We start from the raw sequence: 18340 nt of genomic DNA, 5'->3' as shown, positions 1-18340 counted from the left end.
GTTACACTACAAAAATGCAGTGATTTAATGAGCAAAAGCTGTGACTTCCATCACATGACAATAAATTAAAACGGTTGTTTATCTACCGCCAATATCACTGAAGCCAAAAACACAATTCGGCTAGTTACCTGACCTTTGATGACTGCACTATTCCCAAAACGAAAAAGCGAAAGCTGAATTTGATCTTTAAACTTACATTCAGCCAAGTAATTAATCAAAAGGTCCTTTCCGGCAAAATTTTGGCCGGCCAATACATCTTCTACCATTCGGATATAACTGGTATGATTCACGTGATAATAAAGATCCAAATCTGAGGCTTGGACTTCATATTCTGTCGAAACTAAGGCTTTGACTTCAGGCAATTTTATTTTTGGTGGCTGCCATTCTGGAAGCGTTGAAGGAGAAAAAAGCCTATCGGTCAAAACCTGAGCTGGACGTTGAACCCGCTTGGTCTCTGTGTGCACCAAAAGCCAGGAAGACATGCCTCTAGCCAATACCTCTCCCGATTCAGACACTGCCAAAAACTCACGAAATGCAAACAGCTTATCCAGGCCCCTTCCGCCGGTATAGAGGATAATTTTTTGACCCCAAACCGGAGATTGAAACTGCTTAATTTCAAGTCGAGAAAGCGCCCACATAAATTTTTTCTCCAGAAGAATTCTCCCAAAATCCGCCGAATCTGCATGCTTCCAGGCTACTTCTTGAAACAAATCCGCCAAATCCTTCAGCCGGATCAATCCTTTGGGATTGACCTGATAAGAGCCGATTTCAAACGACTTTGAAAATTGAAATCCTTCGGGAAGTTCACTCATTTTGGTTCAGATTGAAAAAAGACTTGGGTCCTGATCGTAGCCAATAAGGCGATTCCTAGGCCATTTACCGCAATCAAGGCAAAGGATGTCTTTAAATTAAACAAATCTGCGATGAACCCAATCAATGGGGGACCAAGTAAAAACCCGAAAAAAGAAATGGTAGAAACTAGGGCTAATGCTACCCCAGGAGAATAAAGTTTTGATCTACCGGCAATGCTATAGGCTACTGGGATGACCGAAGCCACCCCAAATCCGACCATTAAAAAGCCCAACGTAGCGGTGAAGAATGTGGGGAAAATAACCGAAATCGACAAGCCCGAAAAGAGTAAAATTCCGCTGGCTCTGAGGATGGCAACTTTACCAAACCGATAAATAAATCGATCAGAAACAAATCTTCCCGAAGCCATTGCCCCCATGAAGGCCACGTAACCCACCGCCACCAAAGAGGGATCTGTCATCACCACTTTTTTGAAATAGACCCCACTCCAATCAAACATGCACCCTTCAGCCATCATTCCCAAAAACGCGATCAAACCAATTCTCAAAAGCAAATCATCCGGACGCTTCAATACCAAGCCCCCGGCATCACCACTTGACTTTTCCTGAACTATAAATCGATGGGAAAGCAAAACAATCACAAGCGAAATCCCCATCACGATCAGGTAATGCAAAAAAGGAGTAAAACCCAAATAAATCATTCCGGCCCCCAACCCTGCTCCTGCAAAACCAGCCATACTCCAAAGCCCATGAAAAGAGGCCAGAATACTCTTACCCATTTGATCTTCCAAATCCAAAGCCTGAGTATTCAACGCGATATTCATAATATTTCCGAGCAACCCAAATAAAATCAACACCGGAATCAAAATCCAAGTACTAGGACTCATTCCAATCAACGGAAGACTCATCGCATAGGCAAAGCTGCCAAACAAAATCACCTTTCTACTTCCATAATGATGTACTGACCATCCGGCTATCGGCAAACCCATCATGGAGCCTATCGGCAAAAAAAGCAAAAGGGTTCCCAACTGACCTTCGGAAAGATCAAACTTAGATTGAATATCAGGGATCCGAGCTGCCCAGCTGGCAAAACACAGTCCGATAAAAAAGAATAAACTTCCTAAGGCTATTCTCCTTTTGATCAGCGGGTTCATAGATGAGGGTTTAATAGGTCCTGCAAATAAAAGAAGTTTCACAGTAAAAAAAGAGGATACCAGCCGACTGGCTAAAACTATTTTAGAGCCCACGGGTTATTTTAAAAATCGAGATTATGGAATTTGTAATTGTGGGGGCGATACTGGCGACGATTATTATGATGATTAGGTTTATTATCAAGAAGGTATTTAACTAAAAAAAGCCGCAAACTAAAATCTTGCGGCTTTTTGATGAAGTCAATACTTAGTTTGGAAATTTATCCGCAAATCGCCCATAGACCCAAGTCCCTGCTAAAGCAGAGAACAGTGTTACCAAAATCACGGTATATCCGCTTCCAATCTGCGCAAATAGCGGACCCGGACATGCTCCCGTCAGCGCCCATCCCAATCCAAAGATAAATCCACCGATTACCTGTCCTTTTCTAAACTCCTTTTTTGGAATATTAATGGCTTCTCCATGGATAGTTTTTATTCCAAATCGCTTGATTACTTGAATCGAAATAATTCCCGTTATCACCGCTGACCCAATCACCCCATACATGTGAAACGATTGCAGTCGAAACATCTCCTGAATTCTAAACCATGAGATCACTTCGGCTTTGACAAAGACGATCCCAAAAAGAACCCCTAAAATCAAATATTTCAACAGCTCTACTCCTTTGTCATGATTTGCTCGAAGATTGGGGGCCTCACAATGCGAATCCTGTCTCGTTATTTTTTCTGCTACTTTCATTTTCTTTCTTGATTAAAATCCTACCCATTTCATTAAAGGCTCCAACATCACGTGGGTCATCAAAAACCCTCCGATCATGAAGAACATTGTTGCTACAACAGACTGCCACTGCAAAGAACTAATCCCCATAATCGCATGACCGGATGTACATCCTCCCGCATAGCGAGTTCCAAATCCAACCAAAAACCCACCGATCACAAAGAACAAAAGTCCCTTAGCGGTAAATAGATTTTCCCAAGAGAAAATATCCGAAGGCAACAGATTGCCATAATCAGTCACCCCTAGTGCAGTCAAGTCTGCTTTGGTCGATTCTGCAATGATGATTTCATTGGGATTTGCCAAGAAATTGGTGGCAATAACCCCCCCAATCAATATCCCTACTACAAAGAGTAAGTTCCAGATTTCTTTTTTCCAGTTATAGGTAAAGAAAGGAATCCCAGCAGGAACACAGGCGGCACAAACGTGGCGCAGTGAAGATGAAATCCCAAAAGTCTTATTTCCTAAAATTAACAACGCCGGTACAGTGAGCCCAATCAAGGGACCTGCTACATACCATGGCCAAGGTTGAGTTATCCACTCCATCATATTCTAAAGTTGTTTTGTTTATTAGTTGCTTTTTGATTTAAAATCTGTAATCCAAGATTAAGTTCATATTCAGCATATTTACCCGATTAAGGACATATTCTAAAGGAATCTGCTGATCTCGGTCTTCTTTTTTATATACGGCCAAAAGCTGAAAATCCAATCCTTTGAAGAATCCATCAAAGCGATAATCCAAAAGACCAGAGAAATGATAATAAGTAGGTACACCATACTTATTCAATTCAACATTATTCAAATCAGGGCTTTTCACATGTGCTGCTCCCAAACTGACTTTGAGTTTATCCTGAATAAAGGTGTGATCATATTGAGTCATTATTGCGTTGACCCCTCCCATACCTTCATGCCGCTCACGTTGCAAACTCACAAAGAACTGCTCTCGTCCCCATTCCCGAGGGAAAAGAAAACGGCCTTGATCGGAAATCCCCAAGTAATTCACCGTCCACTTAGCATGTGGCCAAGCCATTCCAAGCTGAAAACCTAATCCAAAAGTGCTTTCATCCTTTAGCAGGTAAGCATTTTCTACCTTTGGATTTCCTCCTTCTGCTAGAGCACTTTCATAAAACCCTTGGGCCCCCCAGAGGAATTGCTGCCCATGTTGAGCACCGAATGTTCCCGTACCTTCTAAAAACGTCAGGTTAAAGACATTTTCGGCCAGGTAATTCCAGGCTTTAAGATTTAGCATTTCTCCTTTGTATTCGGCACCGATCACAGCTATTCCTTTGGACTCTACATGATGCTGGTAACTTTCCTGTAGGCCATAAACCGGATTTCTTCCAGTAGAATAGGTCCCAAAGGACTCTGCTACGGATACCCACTCCAAAGATCCTCTCGAAATGACATGGGAAAACCAAGCTCCGTTTATTCGGAATTTTCCGGGCTCATAATCCACTGAGATCCCACTGTAGAGATTGGGACGCATCCGATTATCTGAAGCATTGAGCAGTGGACTTTCAAAGTGATGTCTTCCTGCCCAGATCGAGAGTTGCTCTTTTTGGTAAGAAAGATAAAACTCCTCTAGCCGGTCCATGTCCTTATTGTTGTCGGGATGGTGAGCGTCATACAAAAGCATCTCATAGCGATTGAATAAACCGGTCTGAGGGTCCATTTCTGTGATGTTGTTTTCGAAATGCCTGAAAACAAAGAAACCACTAAATCCAACCCCAAAACCTTTCCATCTCGGACTGAAATACCCTAAACCAGCTCCTGTACCCCAAGTCATATAGTCTGTCAAATCGCCCTGGTTGAGTGTACTCATAAAGAAGGATCGAAGGTGAAATTCAAATGAGCCACTCTCCAGTACTTTTCCAAACAACTTTTCGTCTGGATTTTCTGATTCCGGCTCGTGCTCATGTTGAGCGTTTACCGGAAAACTCAGGAATAGGGAAATCCCTAATCCGAGGAACACTGCAAATTTGCGGATGATTATTGGCATAAAATTGTGACTTTAATCACATCCTTAGGGTAGATACCAAAAATGGCAAGCCCGAAGGCCTGCCATTTCTAATTGAATTTATTTTTGTTTTCAAAGTAAGGTAGTGGGACATACATAGTCGGAAACCTTAAACTTCCCGGATTCCTTAATTGCTTTGAATCCCCCGTCTACATCGATCAAATTATCGTATCCACGTGCCCTCAAGATGGAATTAAAAATCATTGACCGATATCCTCCCGCACAATGGACGTAGTAAGTTTTATCTTTTTTGACTTTGAGCATACTGTCATTGATGTAATCAAGTGGTGCGTTTTCTGCTCCAATGACATGCTCTGAAAGAAACTCGGAATTCTTTCTTACATCTAAAACCAAGGCCTCAGGGTCAGATTCTTTAATTCTTGCTAATTCCTCTACAGAAATGGAAGTAATCGAGTCCACTTCCTCACCGGCTGCTTTCCAAGCTTCAAATCCTCCTTGAAGATATCCAAGGGCATAATCGTATCCCACTCGGGCTAGTCTAGTGATCACTTCTTCTTCTCTTCCCGGGTCGGCAACGACCAAGATTTCCTGTTTCAAATCGGGGATCATCGCTCCAACCCAAACCGCAAAACTTCCATCGATCCCGATGTTAATCGAGTTGGGAATAAATCCTTTGGCAAAACTCTGCGGGTCGCGGGTATCCAAAATCATGGCACCGGTTTCATTGGCTACCGCTTCAAATTCTGAAGGGCTCAAGGGTTTAATTCCTCTTTCCAGTACCTCATCTATACTATCATACCCCTGTATGTTCATCATGACGTTTTGAGGAAAATAGGCGGGAGGAGGAGTTAATCCGGTCAGTACTTCTTTAACAAACGCTTCTTTGGTCATTTCCTGAAGCGCATAATTAGTTTTCTTCTGGTTACCCAACGTATCGGAAGTTTCTTTACTCATATTTTTACCACAAGCCGAACCCGCACCGTGTGCCGGATAAACGATCAAATCATCAGATAGTGGCATAATTTTGTTCCGAAGTGAATCGTAAAGATGACCGGCTAATTTTTCCTGGGTCAAATCCTTGACCACTTTTTGAGCCAGATCAGGTCTACCTACATCACCAATAAATAAGGTATCACCGGTAAAAATCGCCTCTTCTTTTCCATCTTCATTAATCAAAAGATAGCAAACCGATTCCATGGTATGCCCCGGGGTATGGATCACCTTGATTTTTGATTTCCCCAATTCAAAAATCTGCCCATCTTCTGCTATAGTCGCCTCAAATCCCATCTTCATTCCCGTGGGACCATAAACGATTTTGGCCCCTGTTTTAGCAGCTAAATCTTGATGCCCAGACACAAAGTCTGCATGAAAATGTGTTTCGAAAACATACTTGATTTTTGCTCCTCTACGCTCAGCTTTTTCAATATAGGGCTGAACCTCTCGAAGCGGATCAATCACCGCAGCCTCTCCGTTGGACTCGAGGTAGTAGGCACCTTGGGCTAGGCAGCCCGTATAGATTTGTTCGATTTTCATATGCTTAATTTATTAGATTCAATTGATACTAATTTTCAAAACTATTCAGAACATTAGAATGTCAACATGACTTTTGTCACAATGCCATCATGAGGCAACTACTTGCTGGGATTGGATCAGCTGAACCAACTGGTGAGCCGGCACGACGCCCGATTGTCTCCAAAGAATTTTTCCTTTGTGGAAGAGAATCAAAGTAGGCACTCCACGAACCTGAAATTTACTCGCGGCCAGTTGATTTCGATCCACATCGACCTTAACGATTTTTACTTTTTCTCCCAACTGTCGAGCTGTATCTTCTAAGATAGGTTGCATCATTTTGCAAGGTCCGCACCAGGTAGCGAAGAAATCAACTAAGACTGGGGTTTCCCCCTCGATCAATTCCTGAAATGATTTAGGTTGTGTACTCATTTGGATGTGATTTAAAATACTTCACAAATATAAAGGTTGTACCCTCCCCCGTTCAGTAATAAAAATCACAAGACACTTTTTATACTTAGTTTTAAAAAGTGCTAAAATTCCACGATTTGGGAATAATTTTCCTAATTTCGTCCGTCAAAATTTCCATATAAATGCTCAATTACAAGCAAATTAACAACATTACCGGTTGGGTTGTCTTTGCAGTGGCTACTTTAGTATATGTGCTAACAGTAGAGCAAACTGCCAGTTTTTGGGATCCTGGAGAGTTTATTGCCGTTTCGTATAAGCTTCAGGTACCCCACCCTCCGGGAGCTCCGTTCTTTCTATTGGTCTATCGGATATTCAGTTTTTTAGCCTTTGGTAATGAACTAAGCGTAGCCTATTGGATGAATATCGGAAGTGCCTTATTTTCTGGTTTTACTATCCTTTTCTTATTTTGGTCAATCACGCTTTTCGGAAGAAAACTGCTTGGAGTGGTTTCTAACCAAGAAAGTAAAGGGCAAGTAATCAGCTTAATGGGAGCCGGAATTGTCGGGTCATTGATTTATACATTCTCTGATAGTTTCTGGTTCTCTGCAGTCGAAGCTGAAGTATACGCCATGTCCTCCTTTTTCACTGCCATTGTGATTTGGGCTTTTCTCAAATGGGACGTAATCAAAGCTCCTCGGGAAGAAAATAAATGGATGATTTTCATAGCCTATTTGGTGGGACTTTCGATTGGGGTTCACTTGCTCAACTTGGTCACATTGCCTGCATTAGCTTTAATCTATTATTTCAAAAAATACCAAAAACCCACACTCAAAGGTGGCATCATTGCTTTCTTATTAGGTGGAGTGGCTTTAGTGATTATCAATAATTTCATTATCCCGGGATTGCCAAGTATTGCTGGTTCGACCGAAATCTTTTTTGTCAATAGCCTCGGACTTCCTTTTGGATCAGGTATTATCTTTTTTGGGATTGTCTTTTTTACAGCCTTGTATTTTGCCTATCGTTATTCCCGCAAAAAAGCAATGGCCGGTCTGAATACGATTTTACTTTCACTGATCTTTATTTTGATAGGCTACAGTTCTTACACCCTGATTGTAGTTCGTGCCAATCAGGATCCAGTGATTAATCAAAATGCTCCTAAAGATGTCATTAGCTATATTTCCTATTTGAAACGAGAGCAATATGGCTACCGTCCTTTAATTCATGGACAATATTTCACAGCCCAACTGGTGGATCAAGTGGAAGGAGCCCCCATTTACCGTAAAGGAAATGAGAAGTATGAAATCGCCGACTATGAATTGAAAAATACCTACGATCCAGAAAAGACAACCATCCTTCCAAGAATCTATTCCACACAGGAAAACCATAAACGGATTTATCGTCAAAAGTTGGGTTTGAGAGAAGGTCAAGAACCCACTTTCGGAGATAATTTGTATTTTATGTTTAGTCATCAACTCGGTCACATGTATTGGCGGTATTTCATGTGGAATTTTTCCGGAAGAGAAAGTGACTTTACCGATGCACCTTGGATCGGTTTGACCGATGCCTTTTCGGATAAATTCCCCGAATACATCAAAGAAAATAAAGCACATAATAATTATCTGATGCTCCCCCTTTTGCTGGGAATTATCGGATTGTTTTTCCAGGCAAAAGTGGATCCCAAATCCTTTTACATCAACTTGATGCTTTTTCTGATGATGGGAGCGGTTTTGGTACTTTATCTCAATTCTCCGCCTGTGGAACCTAGGGAACGGGATTACATCTATGTGGGTAGTTTTTATGCCTTTGCCATCTGGGCTGGAATGGGCGTTTTAGCTATTGCACACAGCTTGGCTAAGGTTACCAAAAATCTAGCAACTGCAGGGATCGCAGCTACCTTGCTGACCATCCCGGTTGCAGGCCTAATGGCAGCCGAAAACTGGAATGATCACAACCGAAAAGGGAGATATTTTTCTGTTGACTCTGCACGAAATTTCCTTGCTTCCTGTGCGCCAAACGCTATTTTGTTTACTGGAGGAGACAATGATACCTTCCCACTTTGGTATGTTCAGGAAGTCGAAGGGTTCCGAACTGACGTCCGAGTAATCGTCTTGAGTTACTTCGACACCGACTGGTATGTGGATCAAATGACCCTTCCTGCCAATGAATCTGAACCACTTCCTTTTTCATTAGACCCGGAACGGTATCAAAAAGGAACCAATGATGTCCTTTATGTCATGGAGCGGGATGGAATGGATGCAATTTCCGCCCGTGAATACTTAAAACTACTTAATTCTGGTTCCGATTTACTGCGCATGCGGACCGGAGGAAAAGCCCAAGTTAATATGGTGCCTTCCCGAAATCTTATTCTAGACGTGGATAGCAGCTCGGTAGCTGAGAAAAACATCATTCCGGAGGAGTTTATCTCCCTTTACACCCCACAAATCAATTTGCAGATTAAAGGTCAATACGTAACTAAGGGAACCTTGATGCTTCTTGACTTGATCGCCAGCAACAATTGGGAACGCCCCATTTATTTTAATAATACTTCACTGGCCACCATTGGAATCAATATCGAAGATCATGTCGTAATGGAAGGATTGACCTACCGACTTCTTCCTATCCGAAAACCTGAATATGTCAGAGAAGAATTAGTCAATGTGGATCTAGCCTATGAAAACTACATGACTAAGTTTGCCTTCCGAGGCATGGACAACCCTAAAGCCTATTTGGATGAGGAATATCGACGATTTGCCTCCAACCATCGAAGTGCGATCAATAGTATAGCTATCGCTCTCTTGGACCAAGATGATATGGAGCGAGCAGCTAACATTCTCAATTACGGTCTTGAAGTCATGCCTGATGAAGCGATCCCATACGATTTGGCAAGTGGTCAATCCGTTCCTTTGTTTTTTGAAGTAGGTGAGGAAGAAAAAGCCTTGGAAATCATCGATAAAATCTCTAAAAAATCACTGGATATGATTGAATATTATACCCTAGAAAATAGAGATTACGATCGGGAAATGATGATTTCAATCGAAATGGTCAAATACTTCATTCCTCTATTGGAAGAAAGAGGCTATCAAGAAAGAGCCCAAGAACTCAAGCTTAGGCTCGAGGACTTTGTCGGGGCTGAGAGCAATCAGCCGGGCGTATTACAGCGTAAATAGTACTATATTATCTGGTTAAACCGAAAGGCTGGACGAAATGTCCGGCCTTTTTACTTTTTCCAAAGAATGTAAAAAAGATCCAAACCCAAAGCAGGTTTATCGACCAAAGGATAATCTTCGTGACTGATTCGAGTAACCGAATCGCCTTGCTGTTTGTGCAGTTTATTACGATTCATTCGATTGAGAATTTCATAAGGCATTTTTAAAATCCAAGCAGGAAGCTTGTGCTGCAGGTCTAGAACATCAAAGCGCATGATTTTCTGAACTGATTTTCGATTGGCTTCATGATAGGCCCAGACTTTTTCATTTCCACCAATCCCTTTTGCCTCCACACGATCAAAAATGGAGGTAGATAAATCGATTAATTCTTGAGGTAAGTACTCCCTGACATGCCAAGGATTTCTTGACAGGGTATGGGTATTATTTGGAGTGGAAATAATGGCTTTCCCTCCAGGTTTGAGCATCCGGTAAATTTCCTGAAGGAAAAGTTGATCATTCTCGATATGCTCAATTACCTGAAAACTCACAATTGTGTCAAAGGACTGATCTGCAATTCCTTCAAATGGAGGAATTACTGCTTGCTTGAACTCCACCTCGGGAAAGCTTTGTTTGAGGCTTTGAATAACCTCTCCGATTTTATCAATACCTAAATACGAATCGGCCAGTGGCAGCAAGGTCTCCACTCCTCGACCTTCGCCACAACCGATCTCCAGCAGGGATCCACTAACCCAAGGCTGGGCAGCAAAATAGGCTTTGAGCAAGCGCTGATGAATGGGATTATCGCTGATTAACTTATCAGATGCAATTTCCGTTGTATAGGTAGCCATTAGAAATTTTACTATTTTGGCAAAAGTAAGGTTAATTTTTAAAACCGAAGATCAATACCCAATGAAGCAAAACCTAATTCCGATTTTACTTTTTTTACTCTTGATAACAGGAGCTCCGTATCAGGCCATTTCTCAAAGCTCAATTAGCGAATTAAATCAGACGCTCCGCTACTCGAGATATTCTCGATTGGCATTGAAAATAATCCCGATCAAAAAAGGTAAAGATCGATTTATTACCCAATTCGTTGTAGAAAAAATCGAAGAGAATTCAGCGTTCAATACTTATAGCTTCTCCTATAATTTGGTGAGTGGCTATGACGAGCCGATTACTGCGGAGAATACGATCTTATTGGGTGAAAGTGAGTTGAAATTTGATACGGATCGTCACTGGGTATTTGAACGGGAAATTGAAATCCCTAGCGATCAAGAACAGGCGATCGTTTTATTAACGGCCCTGGATACACGACAAGGCGACTCCTATTATTACCATGTCGATTTAAAAAGCCCCTTTGTTTTTTCTCACCCAACCTTCGGAGCTTATTATGCCAATGATGTCCCTTTTGACCAGACCTATCTACCAGCTGGAGAAGCTTTACTTTTCAAATCGTCCCAAGGACCAAATCTTCATGGATTCTATTATCCCATGGAATTTGAAGTCCCTTACCCACCCATGGAAACCAAGCCTGCACCAGTTCCCAGAGAACTGAATGTAGTGGACGAAGGTGACTTCCTGGCCAATGTTCCCAAAGAATTAAGCGAACTCGGATACTATTTTTTTCAGCAAGACACTGCTGATACCAATGGAGTATTGGTCAAGACCACACACGAAGCTTTCCCAAAAGTGAAAGATTGGGAAGAAATGGTTCAAATGGTTACTTATATTTCTACTCGGCGCGAACACGAAACGCTGCTTACCGCTGAAGATAAAAAACGAGCTTTAGACGAATACTGGATTAATTTGACTAAAAACCCGGAAACTGCTAAGGAACTTATTCGAGAATATTTTCGGCAAGTGGAGTTTGCCAATATCCTATTTACCGACTTCAAAGCTGGCTGGAAAACCGATAAGGGAATGGTGTACATCGTCATGGGGCCACCTCAGGAAGTCAATTTCTTTTTAGACAGGGAGGTCTGGACTTACCAAGGGGTAGACGAGAGTTCAAAAATTCGATTTACCTTTGCGCGGGTTAAGAACATACTTAACCCACATTATTACACCTTAAATCGATCGAGAGCTTATCAGCCGATCTGGTTTAAAAATATATCCCAATGGAGAAGCGGAAAGATGGCTTTTTAATCGAAAAAGGAGCCCACGAAAAAGATTTTATTTTTGGTACCAGGGCGGTGATGGAGTCCATCCATGCCGGAAAAGATATTGATAAAATACTGGTTCAAAAGGAACTCAATAATGAGCTGATCAAAGAGCTCTTGCAAGTTTGCAAAAGTGCAAACCTTCCAGTTGTCCGGGTCCCTGAAGCAAAACTCAACCGAATTACCCGAAAAAATCATCAGGGGGTCGTTGCTCAAATGTCTTCGATTTCCTACGCTTCATTAGACCATGTAGTAGACAGCTGTTTTGCTGTGGGAAAATCCCCTTTAATTTTGATTTTGGACCATATCACCGATGTGCGAAACTTTGGCGCCATCGCCCGAACGGCAGAATGCGCAGGGGTGGATGCGATCCTCATTCCTGAAAAGGGCAGTGCCCAGATTAATTCTGATGCGGTAAAAACCTCCGCCGGCGCATTAAATTATATCCCTGTTGCTCGGGTTAAAAATTTATTTTACGCTTGTAGAGACCTTCAGAAAATGGGACTTTCCCTGATCGCCATCACTGAAAAGACTGAAAAAAACATGTATGAAGCCGATTTTTCTGTACCCGTAGCCATGGTCATGGGATCTGAAGAAGATGGCATATCTCAAGAAATCATGGGAATCGTTGACCATAAGGTTAAAATCCCGATGGCGGGAAATATCGACAGTTTAAATGTTTCGGTATCTGCCGGTGTAGCGATTTACGAGGCCATCCGTCAGCGGAAAGCTTAAACAAATCCATTCAAAGAGGACTTAGATAAAGTCCTCTCCTTTTTTGCGTGCATTAGAGACAAATTCCCTGAACTTTCGATCCCCGTCTAAGGAACAGATTAACAAAACATTATCTGTTTCATTAATCAGGAAATTATCCAGCCCCTCGACCACCACGAGCTTGTCATTATCGGTTTTAATAAAGCAGTTTCTGGTATTGTAGAGCAACGCATTCGCTTCTACTACATTTTGATTTTCATCTTTATCTCGGTTCTCCTTCAAACTATTCCAAGAACCCAAATCTGCCCAACCAAATTCGCCTAAAATCACATAGACTTCGCTGGATTTTTCCATGATACCGTAGTCAATGGAAATATTTTTTACCTGTAAATAGGCTTTGGACACAAATTCGGCTTCCTTTTCTGTACCGAAATACTCAGTAGCCTCCTCAAAAACTTCTGCCAAATCTGGCATGTATTTTCGGAAGGCATTGATCAAACTGGCTGATTTCCAGACAAACATCCCCGAATTCCAGACAAATTCCCCACTCTCTAAAAAGGTCTTTGCTAACTTTAAATTGGGCTTTTCAGTAAAAGTTTTAACTTTAAGAACCTCTTTTTCAACCCCTTCGATATACTGAATGTACCCATAGCCTGTTTCAGGACGATTGGGTTTGATTCCAAGCGTGATCAATCGGTCGCCCTCTTGTGCGGCAATTACTGCCTTTTGGATCGTTCTCAAAAATTTACTTTCCTGCAAAATCAAATGATCCACCGGAGTGACGATCAGTGTAGCATTAGGATCATAACTATGGATTCTATAAGTCGCATATGCAATACAGGTAGCGGTATTTTTTCGATTAGGTTCGATCAGAATCTGTTCATCTTGTAGCTCTGGAAGTTGCTCTTTGACCAGGTGAACATATTTTTTGTAGGTAATTATGCGAAACTGCACTGTATCTGCTATCTCACTGAATCGATCAAAAGTCATCTGAAGTAGCGTACGTCCAGTACCGAGTACATCCAAAAATTGCTTAGGTTTTTTTCTCCTGCTGTAGGGCCAAAAGCGGGAACCAATCCCACCTGCCATTATGACGATATAGGGTTTATTATTCATGGACTAGGTTAAACGATGCCTTCCTTCATTAATTCATGAATATGGACAAATCCAGCGATTTTTTCCCCATCCATGGCCACAAGCTGTGTGATATTATGATTACGCATCATATTTAAAGCACGAATGGCAAATTCATCTTTTGAAATCGTTTTTGGAGAAGCAGTCATAATATCCGAGGCTCGTAAGTGCGCAATATCAAGAGTTTTCTGCAGCATCCTACGCAAGTCCCCATCTGTGATGATTCCTTTCAGCTCATCGTTAGCATTGACTACTGCTGTTGCTCCTAGTCTTTTGCCGCTTATTTCTACGATCACTTCAGCGAGATTTGCCGTTTCGCTTACTTTAGGCACTTCATTACTTCCCAAAACATCAGATACTTTTAGGTAAAGTTGTTTACCCAATGAACCTCCTGGGTGGTATTTTGCAAAATCCTCCGAAGTAAATCCCCTTGCCTCAAGCAGACAGACAGCCAAAGCATCTCCCAGCGCCAAATGAACAGTTGTACTTGTGGTAGGTGCGAGATTATTAGGACATGCCTCCTCCCCGATGGTCGCATTCAGTATAAAATTCGCCTGCTCCGCCAAATAACTGTGAGGGTTGCTCACCAAGGCCACCAATACGGATCCCAATCGCTTAAGCAAAGGTACCAAGACCTTAATTTCAGGAGTATTACCACTTTTTGAAATACAAATAACTACGTCATCGGATTGGATCATTCCTAAATCTCCATGGATCGCATCGGCGGCATGCATAAACAAAGCTGGCGTACCCGTGGAATTTAATGTCGCCACAATTTTGTTGGCGATAATGGCACTTTTTCCAATTCCGGTAATCACCACGCGTCCTTTGGTCTGAAGAATGTGCTGTACGCATGCCTCAAAATCACCATTTAGGTAATCTTTCAACTTTAAGATTGCATCCGCTTCATTTTGCAGTACTCTGAGCGCTGTATTTCTAATATTTTTAGCTAAATTCAATTTTACCTGTGTTAATCACTAATTTTGCACAAAGGTATAAAAGTAATTAATCATTCCTGTTTACAGGGTTTAACTAACCTTAAAAGCCCTCGTCCAAGTGGAAGAAAAAGTAAAAGAAGATCTTAAGAAGATATTCGGTTTCAGTCAATTTCGCGGAAACCAAGAACCGATTGTAGATAATTTGCTCAAAAAGCGAAATACCTTCGTCATTATGCCTACTGGTGCGGGTAAATCTCTCTGCTATCAGCTCCCGGCAATTGTATCCGAAGGAACCGCTGTGGTGATATCTCCCTTGATCGCCTTGATGAAAAATCAAGTAGACCAACTTAACGCCATCGGGATCAACGCTCATTTTCTCAATTCAACTCTGAGCAAGTCCGAATCAAATCGAGTCAAGTCCGAGGTTTTGAAGAAAAAAACCAAACTCCTCTATGTGGCACCCGAATCCTTGACCAAGGAAGAAAATGTGGCCTTTTTGAAAGAAGCCCATTTGAGTTTTGTGGCCATCGACGAAGCACACTGTATCTCCGAATGGGGCCATGATTTCAGACCCGAGTATCGAAGGATAAAATCCATTGTCGCACAGATCGCTCCGAATCTTCCGATCATTGCCCTGACTGCCACCGCTACTCCTAAAGTGCAGCAGGATATTCAACGAAATCTTCAAATGGAGGAAGCCGACCTGTTTAAATCCTCCTTTAACCGGACCAATTTATTTTACGAAGTCCGTCCAAAAGTCAAAAACGACTCCAAGAAGCACCTGATTAAATTTATTAAGTCCCACAAGGGAAAATCAGGGATCATCTATTGCCTAAGCAGAAAAAAGGTAGAGGAAATCGCCAATCTTCTCAAGGTAAATCAGATCAATGCAGCACCCTATCATGCGGGTTTGGAATCCGCAGTTCGGATTAAAAATCAAGATGATTTTCTCAATGAGGAATTGGATGTAATCGTGGCCACCATCGCTTTTGGGATGGGAATAGATAAACCAGACGTGCGGTATGTCATTCACTACGATGTGCCAAAATCACTGGAGGGATACTACCAGGAAACCGGTCGAGCAGGAAGGGATGGACTGGAAGGACATTGCCTGATGTTTTATCGTTACGATGACATTATCAAACTCGACAAATTCAACAAAGACAAAGCGGTTACTGAGCGAGAAAATGCTAAGTTACTGCTCCAAGAAATGGCCGCTTACGCCGAAACAGGGGTATGCCGTCGAAAATTTATCCTCAACTACTTTGGGGAAACCATGGATGAAGACTGCGGCTTTTGTGACAACTGTAAGCGAGAGCGAGAAACCTACGAGGGAATGGAGTTGGCGGTCACAGCATTAGAAGCTGTGAAACAGACCAAAGAGCGCTTTGGGCTCGATCATCTAGTCAAAGTGATCCTGGGAGAGAAAAACGATTACGTCGAAAGCTACCAACACGATCAACTTGAAGTTTTCGGTTCCGGAAAAGAGGAAAGTGAAAAACGCTGGACCTCGGTCTATCGACAAGCTTTGGTGATGAATCTTTTGGAAAAAGACATCGAAAACTATGGAATTTTAAAAATAACCGATAAAGGTTCAAAATTCCTTGAAGCTCCCTACTCTTTGGCATTTTACGAAGATCATGACTTTGAAAAAGAGTTGGAAAACGACCAACCTGAAGTGGAAGTCAATGCTGGCGGCGTGGCTTATGATGAAAAACTCTTCGAGTTACTCAAAGCTGAGCGAAAGAAAGTAGCCCGGTCAAAAGGCCTTCCCCCTTATGTGATTTTTCAAGATCCATCCTTGGAGGAAATGGCCACTGTTTACCCAACAACTCGAGAGGAACTCGCCCAAATCAACGGTGTGGGGATGGGAAAAGTGGCTAAATTTGGATCAAGCTTTTTGAAGCTTATCAACAATTATGTCGAAGAAAATGAAATAGAAACTGCATCTGACGTGGTAGTCAAATCCTCTGGCACCCGATCAAAAGTCAAAATTTCAATTATCCAGCAAATCGATCGAAAAATCGACTTAGATGAAATTGCGGATAACCTCAATTTCACCATGGCCGAATTACTGCAGGAAATCGAGCAGATTATCTATAGCGGTACAAAATTAAACATCGATTACTACATTCACCATATCATGGATGATGAGCGGGAAGAAATTCTCCACGATTATTTCATGAATGCTGAAACTGATCATATCAAGGCAGCATTGGAGGAACTTGAAGAGGAAGACTTTGCCGAAGACGAGCTAAGAGTCTATCGAATCAAGTTCATTTCTGAGCATGCCAACTAAACCTGAATCTTATCCATGAATATACTCCTATTGGGAAGCGGAGGACGTGAACATGCCTTCGCTTGGAAAATTGTACAAAGCCCAAAATGCAGCAACTTATTTGTCGCACCTGGAAATGCCGGAACGCAGTCTATTGCGACCAATCTCCCGATTTCGGTCACTGACTTTGAGCAGATAAAAACTGCGGTCCTGGAAAATAAAATCGACCTAGTCGTGGTAGGTCCTGAGGAGCCATTGGTCAAAGGATTGATCGACTTTTTGCTTTCCGATGACAAAACCAAAGAAATTCCTGTTGTAGGACCACCTAAGTTAGGAGCGACTTTGGAGGGGAGTAAGGACTTTTCGAAGCGTTTTATGCAGCGAAACCAAATCCCAACAGCGGCTTATGAAACCTTCGATGCAAACCAGCTGGAAGAAGGCTTGGCTTATCTGGAGAAACAATCCCTACCTATCGTCCTAAAAGCCGATGGACTAGCGGCAGGTAAAGGTGTTTTGATTCTTGATAGTCTTCAGGAAGCCAAGTCAGCTTTAAAAGAAATGCTTCTGGATCAAAAGTTTGGCGCCGCCTCATCCAAAGTGGTAATTGAGGAGTTTTTGACGGGGATAGAATTGTCAGTTTTTGTGGCTACCGACGGCAAAAGCTACAGTATCCTTCCTGAAGCAAAAGACTACAAGCGTATCGGTGAAAAAGACACGGGTCTCAATACTGGTGGAATGGGTGCTGTTTCTCCTGTGCTTTTTGCAGATTCAGAATTCATGAGAAAAGTGGAAACTCAAGTCGTCCAACCTACAGTAGCCGGTTTGGCCGCAGAGGATATTCCCTACAAAGGTTTTCTTTTCATCGGCTTAATGAATAAAAATGGCGAGCCTTATGTGATCGAATACAATGTGCGTATGGGCGACCCCGAAACCGAAGCAGTACTTCCCCGAATCGAAAGCGATTTTGTGGATTTGCTCTGGTCTATTGGAACCGGCACTTTGCAAGATTATTCGCTGAAAATATCAGATGACTATGCCACTACAGTCGTAATGGTCAGTGGTGGCTATCCGGAATCTTATCAGAAAGGATTCCCCATCAGCTTGCCAGAAAAAACAAACCATGCGACCATCTTCCATGCAGGAACGGCATTTAATCAGGAGAACCAATTGATTAATCAAGGAGGTAGAGTACTAGCCGTGACCGGAAGGGGAAATTCCCTGGAAAATGCTTTGGAAAATGCTTACGAAACGGTTTCCCAAATTTCTTGGGAAAAATCCTACTTCCGAAAGGATATCGGTCAAGATATCTTAGCATTAAAAAATTAAACCCAAAACTAATCA

15 protein-coding genes are annotated in these 18340 nt (G+C 42.1%); 5 read left to right on the top strand and 10 right to left on the bottom strand.

Going from position 1 to position 18340, the window contains the following annotated elements:
• Positions 1-65 precede the first annotated feature (65 nt).
• The 7 genes from Q0L00_RS15490 to trxA form a co-directional block, all read right to left on the bottom strand.
• The gene (locus tag Q0L00_RS15490; protein ID WP_297337795.1) at positions 66-812 is read right to left on the bottom strand and encodes an acyl-ACP thioesterase domain-containing protein; all 747 of its coding nucleotides are present in this window, start codon (positions 810-812) and stop codon (positions 66-68) included.
• A complete protein-coding gene (locus Q0L00_RS15485; RefSeq protein WP_297337794.1) occupies positions 809-1963 on the bottom strand; it encodes an MFS transporter in 1155 nt (384 codons plus the stop codon). Before Q0L00_RS15485 ends, Q0L00_RS15490 begins: the two co-directional genes overlap by 4 nt.
• Before the next feature lie 244 nt (positions 1964-2207).
• Positions 2208-2696: a DUF6691 family protein gene (locus Q0L00_RS15480; RefSeq protein ID WP_297337793.1), complete on the bottom strand. Its 489-nt coding sequence runs from the start codon at positions 2694-2696 to the stop codon at positions 2208-2210.
• Positions 2697-2708: 12 nt separating this feature from the next.
• The gene (locus Q0L00_RS15475) at positions 2709-3281 is read right to left on the bottom strand and encodes a YeeE/YedE thiosulfate transporter family protein (protein WP_297337792.1); all 573 of its coding nucleotides are present in this window, start codon (positions 3279-3281) and stop codon (positions 2709-2711) included.
• A gap of 37 nt (positions 3282-3318) precedes the next feature.
• Entirely contained in the window at positions 3319-4731 is a 1413-nt protein-coding gene (locus Q0L00_RS15470; RefSeq protein WP_297337791.1) for a hypothetical protein, read from the bottom strand.
• A 90-nt stretch (positions 4732-4821) separates the two neighbouring features.
• Complete coding sequence (locus Q0L00_RS15465) at positions 4822-6243, bottom strand: MBL fold metallo-hydrolase (protein ID WP_297337790.1); 1422 nt, start codon at positions 6241-6243, stop codon at positions 4822-4824.
• 87 nt (positions 6244-6330) lie between these two features.
• Positions 6331-6651 carry a thioredoxin gene (gene trxA / locus Q0L00_RS15460; protein ID WP_297337789.1) on the bottom strand — a complete coding sequence of 107 codons (321 nt, stop codon included), beginning with the start codon at positions 6649-6651 and terminating at the stop codon, positions 6331-6333.
• 161 nt (positions 6652-6812) lie between these two features.
• Here trxA and Q0L00_RS15455 point away from each other — a divergent pair, with 161 nt between their 5' ends.
• Positions 6813-9797, top strand: coding sequence for a DUF2723 domain-containing protein (locus Q0L00_RS15455; protein WP_297337788.1), 2985 nt, complete (start codon positions 6813-6815; stop codon positions 9795-9797).
• Positions 9798-9847: 50 nt separating this feature from the next.
• On the opposite strand, the gene Q0L00_RS15450 is transcribed toward Q0L00_RS15455, so the two are convergent.
• A complete protein-coding gene (locus Q0L00_RS15450) occupies positions 9848-10624 on the bottom strand; it encodes a class I SAM-dependent methyltransferase (protein ID WP_297337787.1) in 777 nt (258 codons plus the stop codon).
• Positions 10625-10685: 61 nt separating this feature from the next.
• Between Q0L00_RS15450 and Q0L00_RS15445 the strand changes: the two genes are divergently transcribed.
• Positions 10686-11921, top strand: a complete 1236-nt coding sequence (locus Q0L00_RS15445) for a GWxTD domain-containing protein (protein ID WP_297337786.1) — start codon at positions 10686-10688, stop codon at positions 11919-11921.
• Complete coding sequence (gene rlmB / locus Q0L00_RS15440; RefSeq protein WP_297337785.1) at positions 11894-12670, top strand: 23S rRNA (guanosine(2251)-2'-O)-methyltransferase RlmB; 777 nt, start codon at positions 11894-11896, stop codon at positions 12668-12670. Before Q0L00_RS15445 ends, rlmB begins: the two co-directional genes overlap by 28 nt.
• 21 nt (positions 12671-12691) lie before the next feature.
• On the opposite strand, the gene Q0L00_RS15435 is transcribed toward rlmB, so the two are convergent.
• Positions 12692-13765, bottom strand: coding sequence for a mannose-1-phosphate guanylyltransferase (locus Q0L00_RS15435; RefSeq protein ID WP_297337784.1), 1074 nt, complete (start codon positions 13763-13765; stop codon positions 12692-12694).
• Between the two features lie 8 nt (positions 13766-13773).
• A complete protein-coding gene (locus Q0L00_RS15430; RefSeq protein WP_297337783.1) occupies positions 13774-14742 on the bottom strand; it encodes a KpsF/GutQ family sugar-phosphate isomerase in 969 nt (322 codons plus the stop codon).
• 97 nt (positions 14743-14839) lie between these two features.
• On the opposite strand from Q0L00_RS15430, the gene recQ reads away from it, so the two are divergent.
• Complete coding sequence (gene recQ, locus Q0L00_RS15425) at positions 14840-17020, top strand: DNA helicase RecQ (RefSeq protein ID WP_297337782.1); 2181 nt, start codon at positions 14840-14842, stop codon at positions 17018-17020.
• Positions 17021-17035: 15 nt separating this feature from the next.
• Complete coding sequence (purD, locus tag Q0L00_RS15420; RefSeq protein ID WP_297337781.1) at positions 17036-18325, top strand: phosphoribosylamine--glycine ligase; 1290 nt, start codon at positions 17036-17038, stop codon at positions 18323-18325.
• The last annotated feature ends 15 nt before the right edge of the window (positions 18326-18340 follow it).

The organism is Algoriphagus sp. (assembly GCF_024305035.1).
Lineage (GTDB): Bacteria > Bacteroidota > Bacteroidia > Cytophagales > Cyclobacteriaceae > Algoriphagus.
The sequence above is the reverse complement of the archived record's forward strand: the minus strand, read 5'-3'. Positions and strand labels throughout refer to the sequence as shown.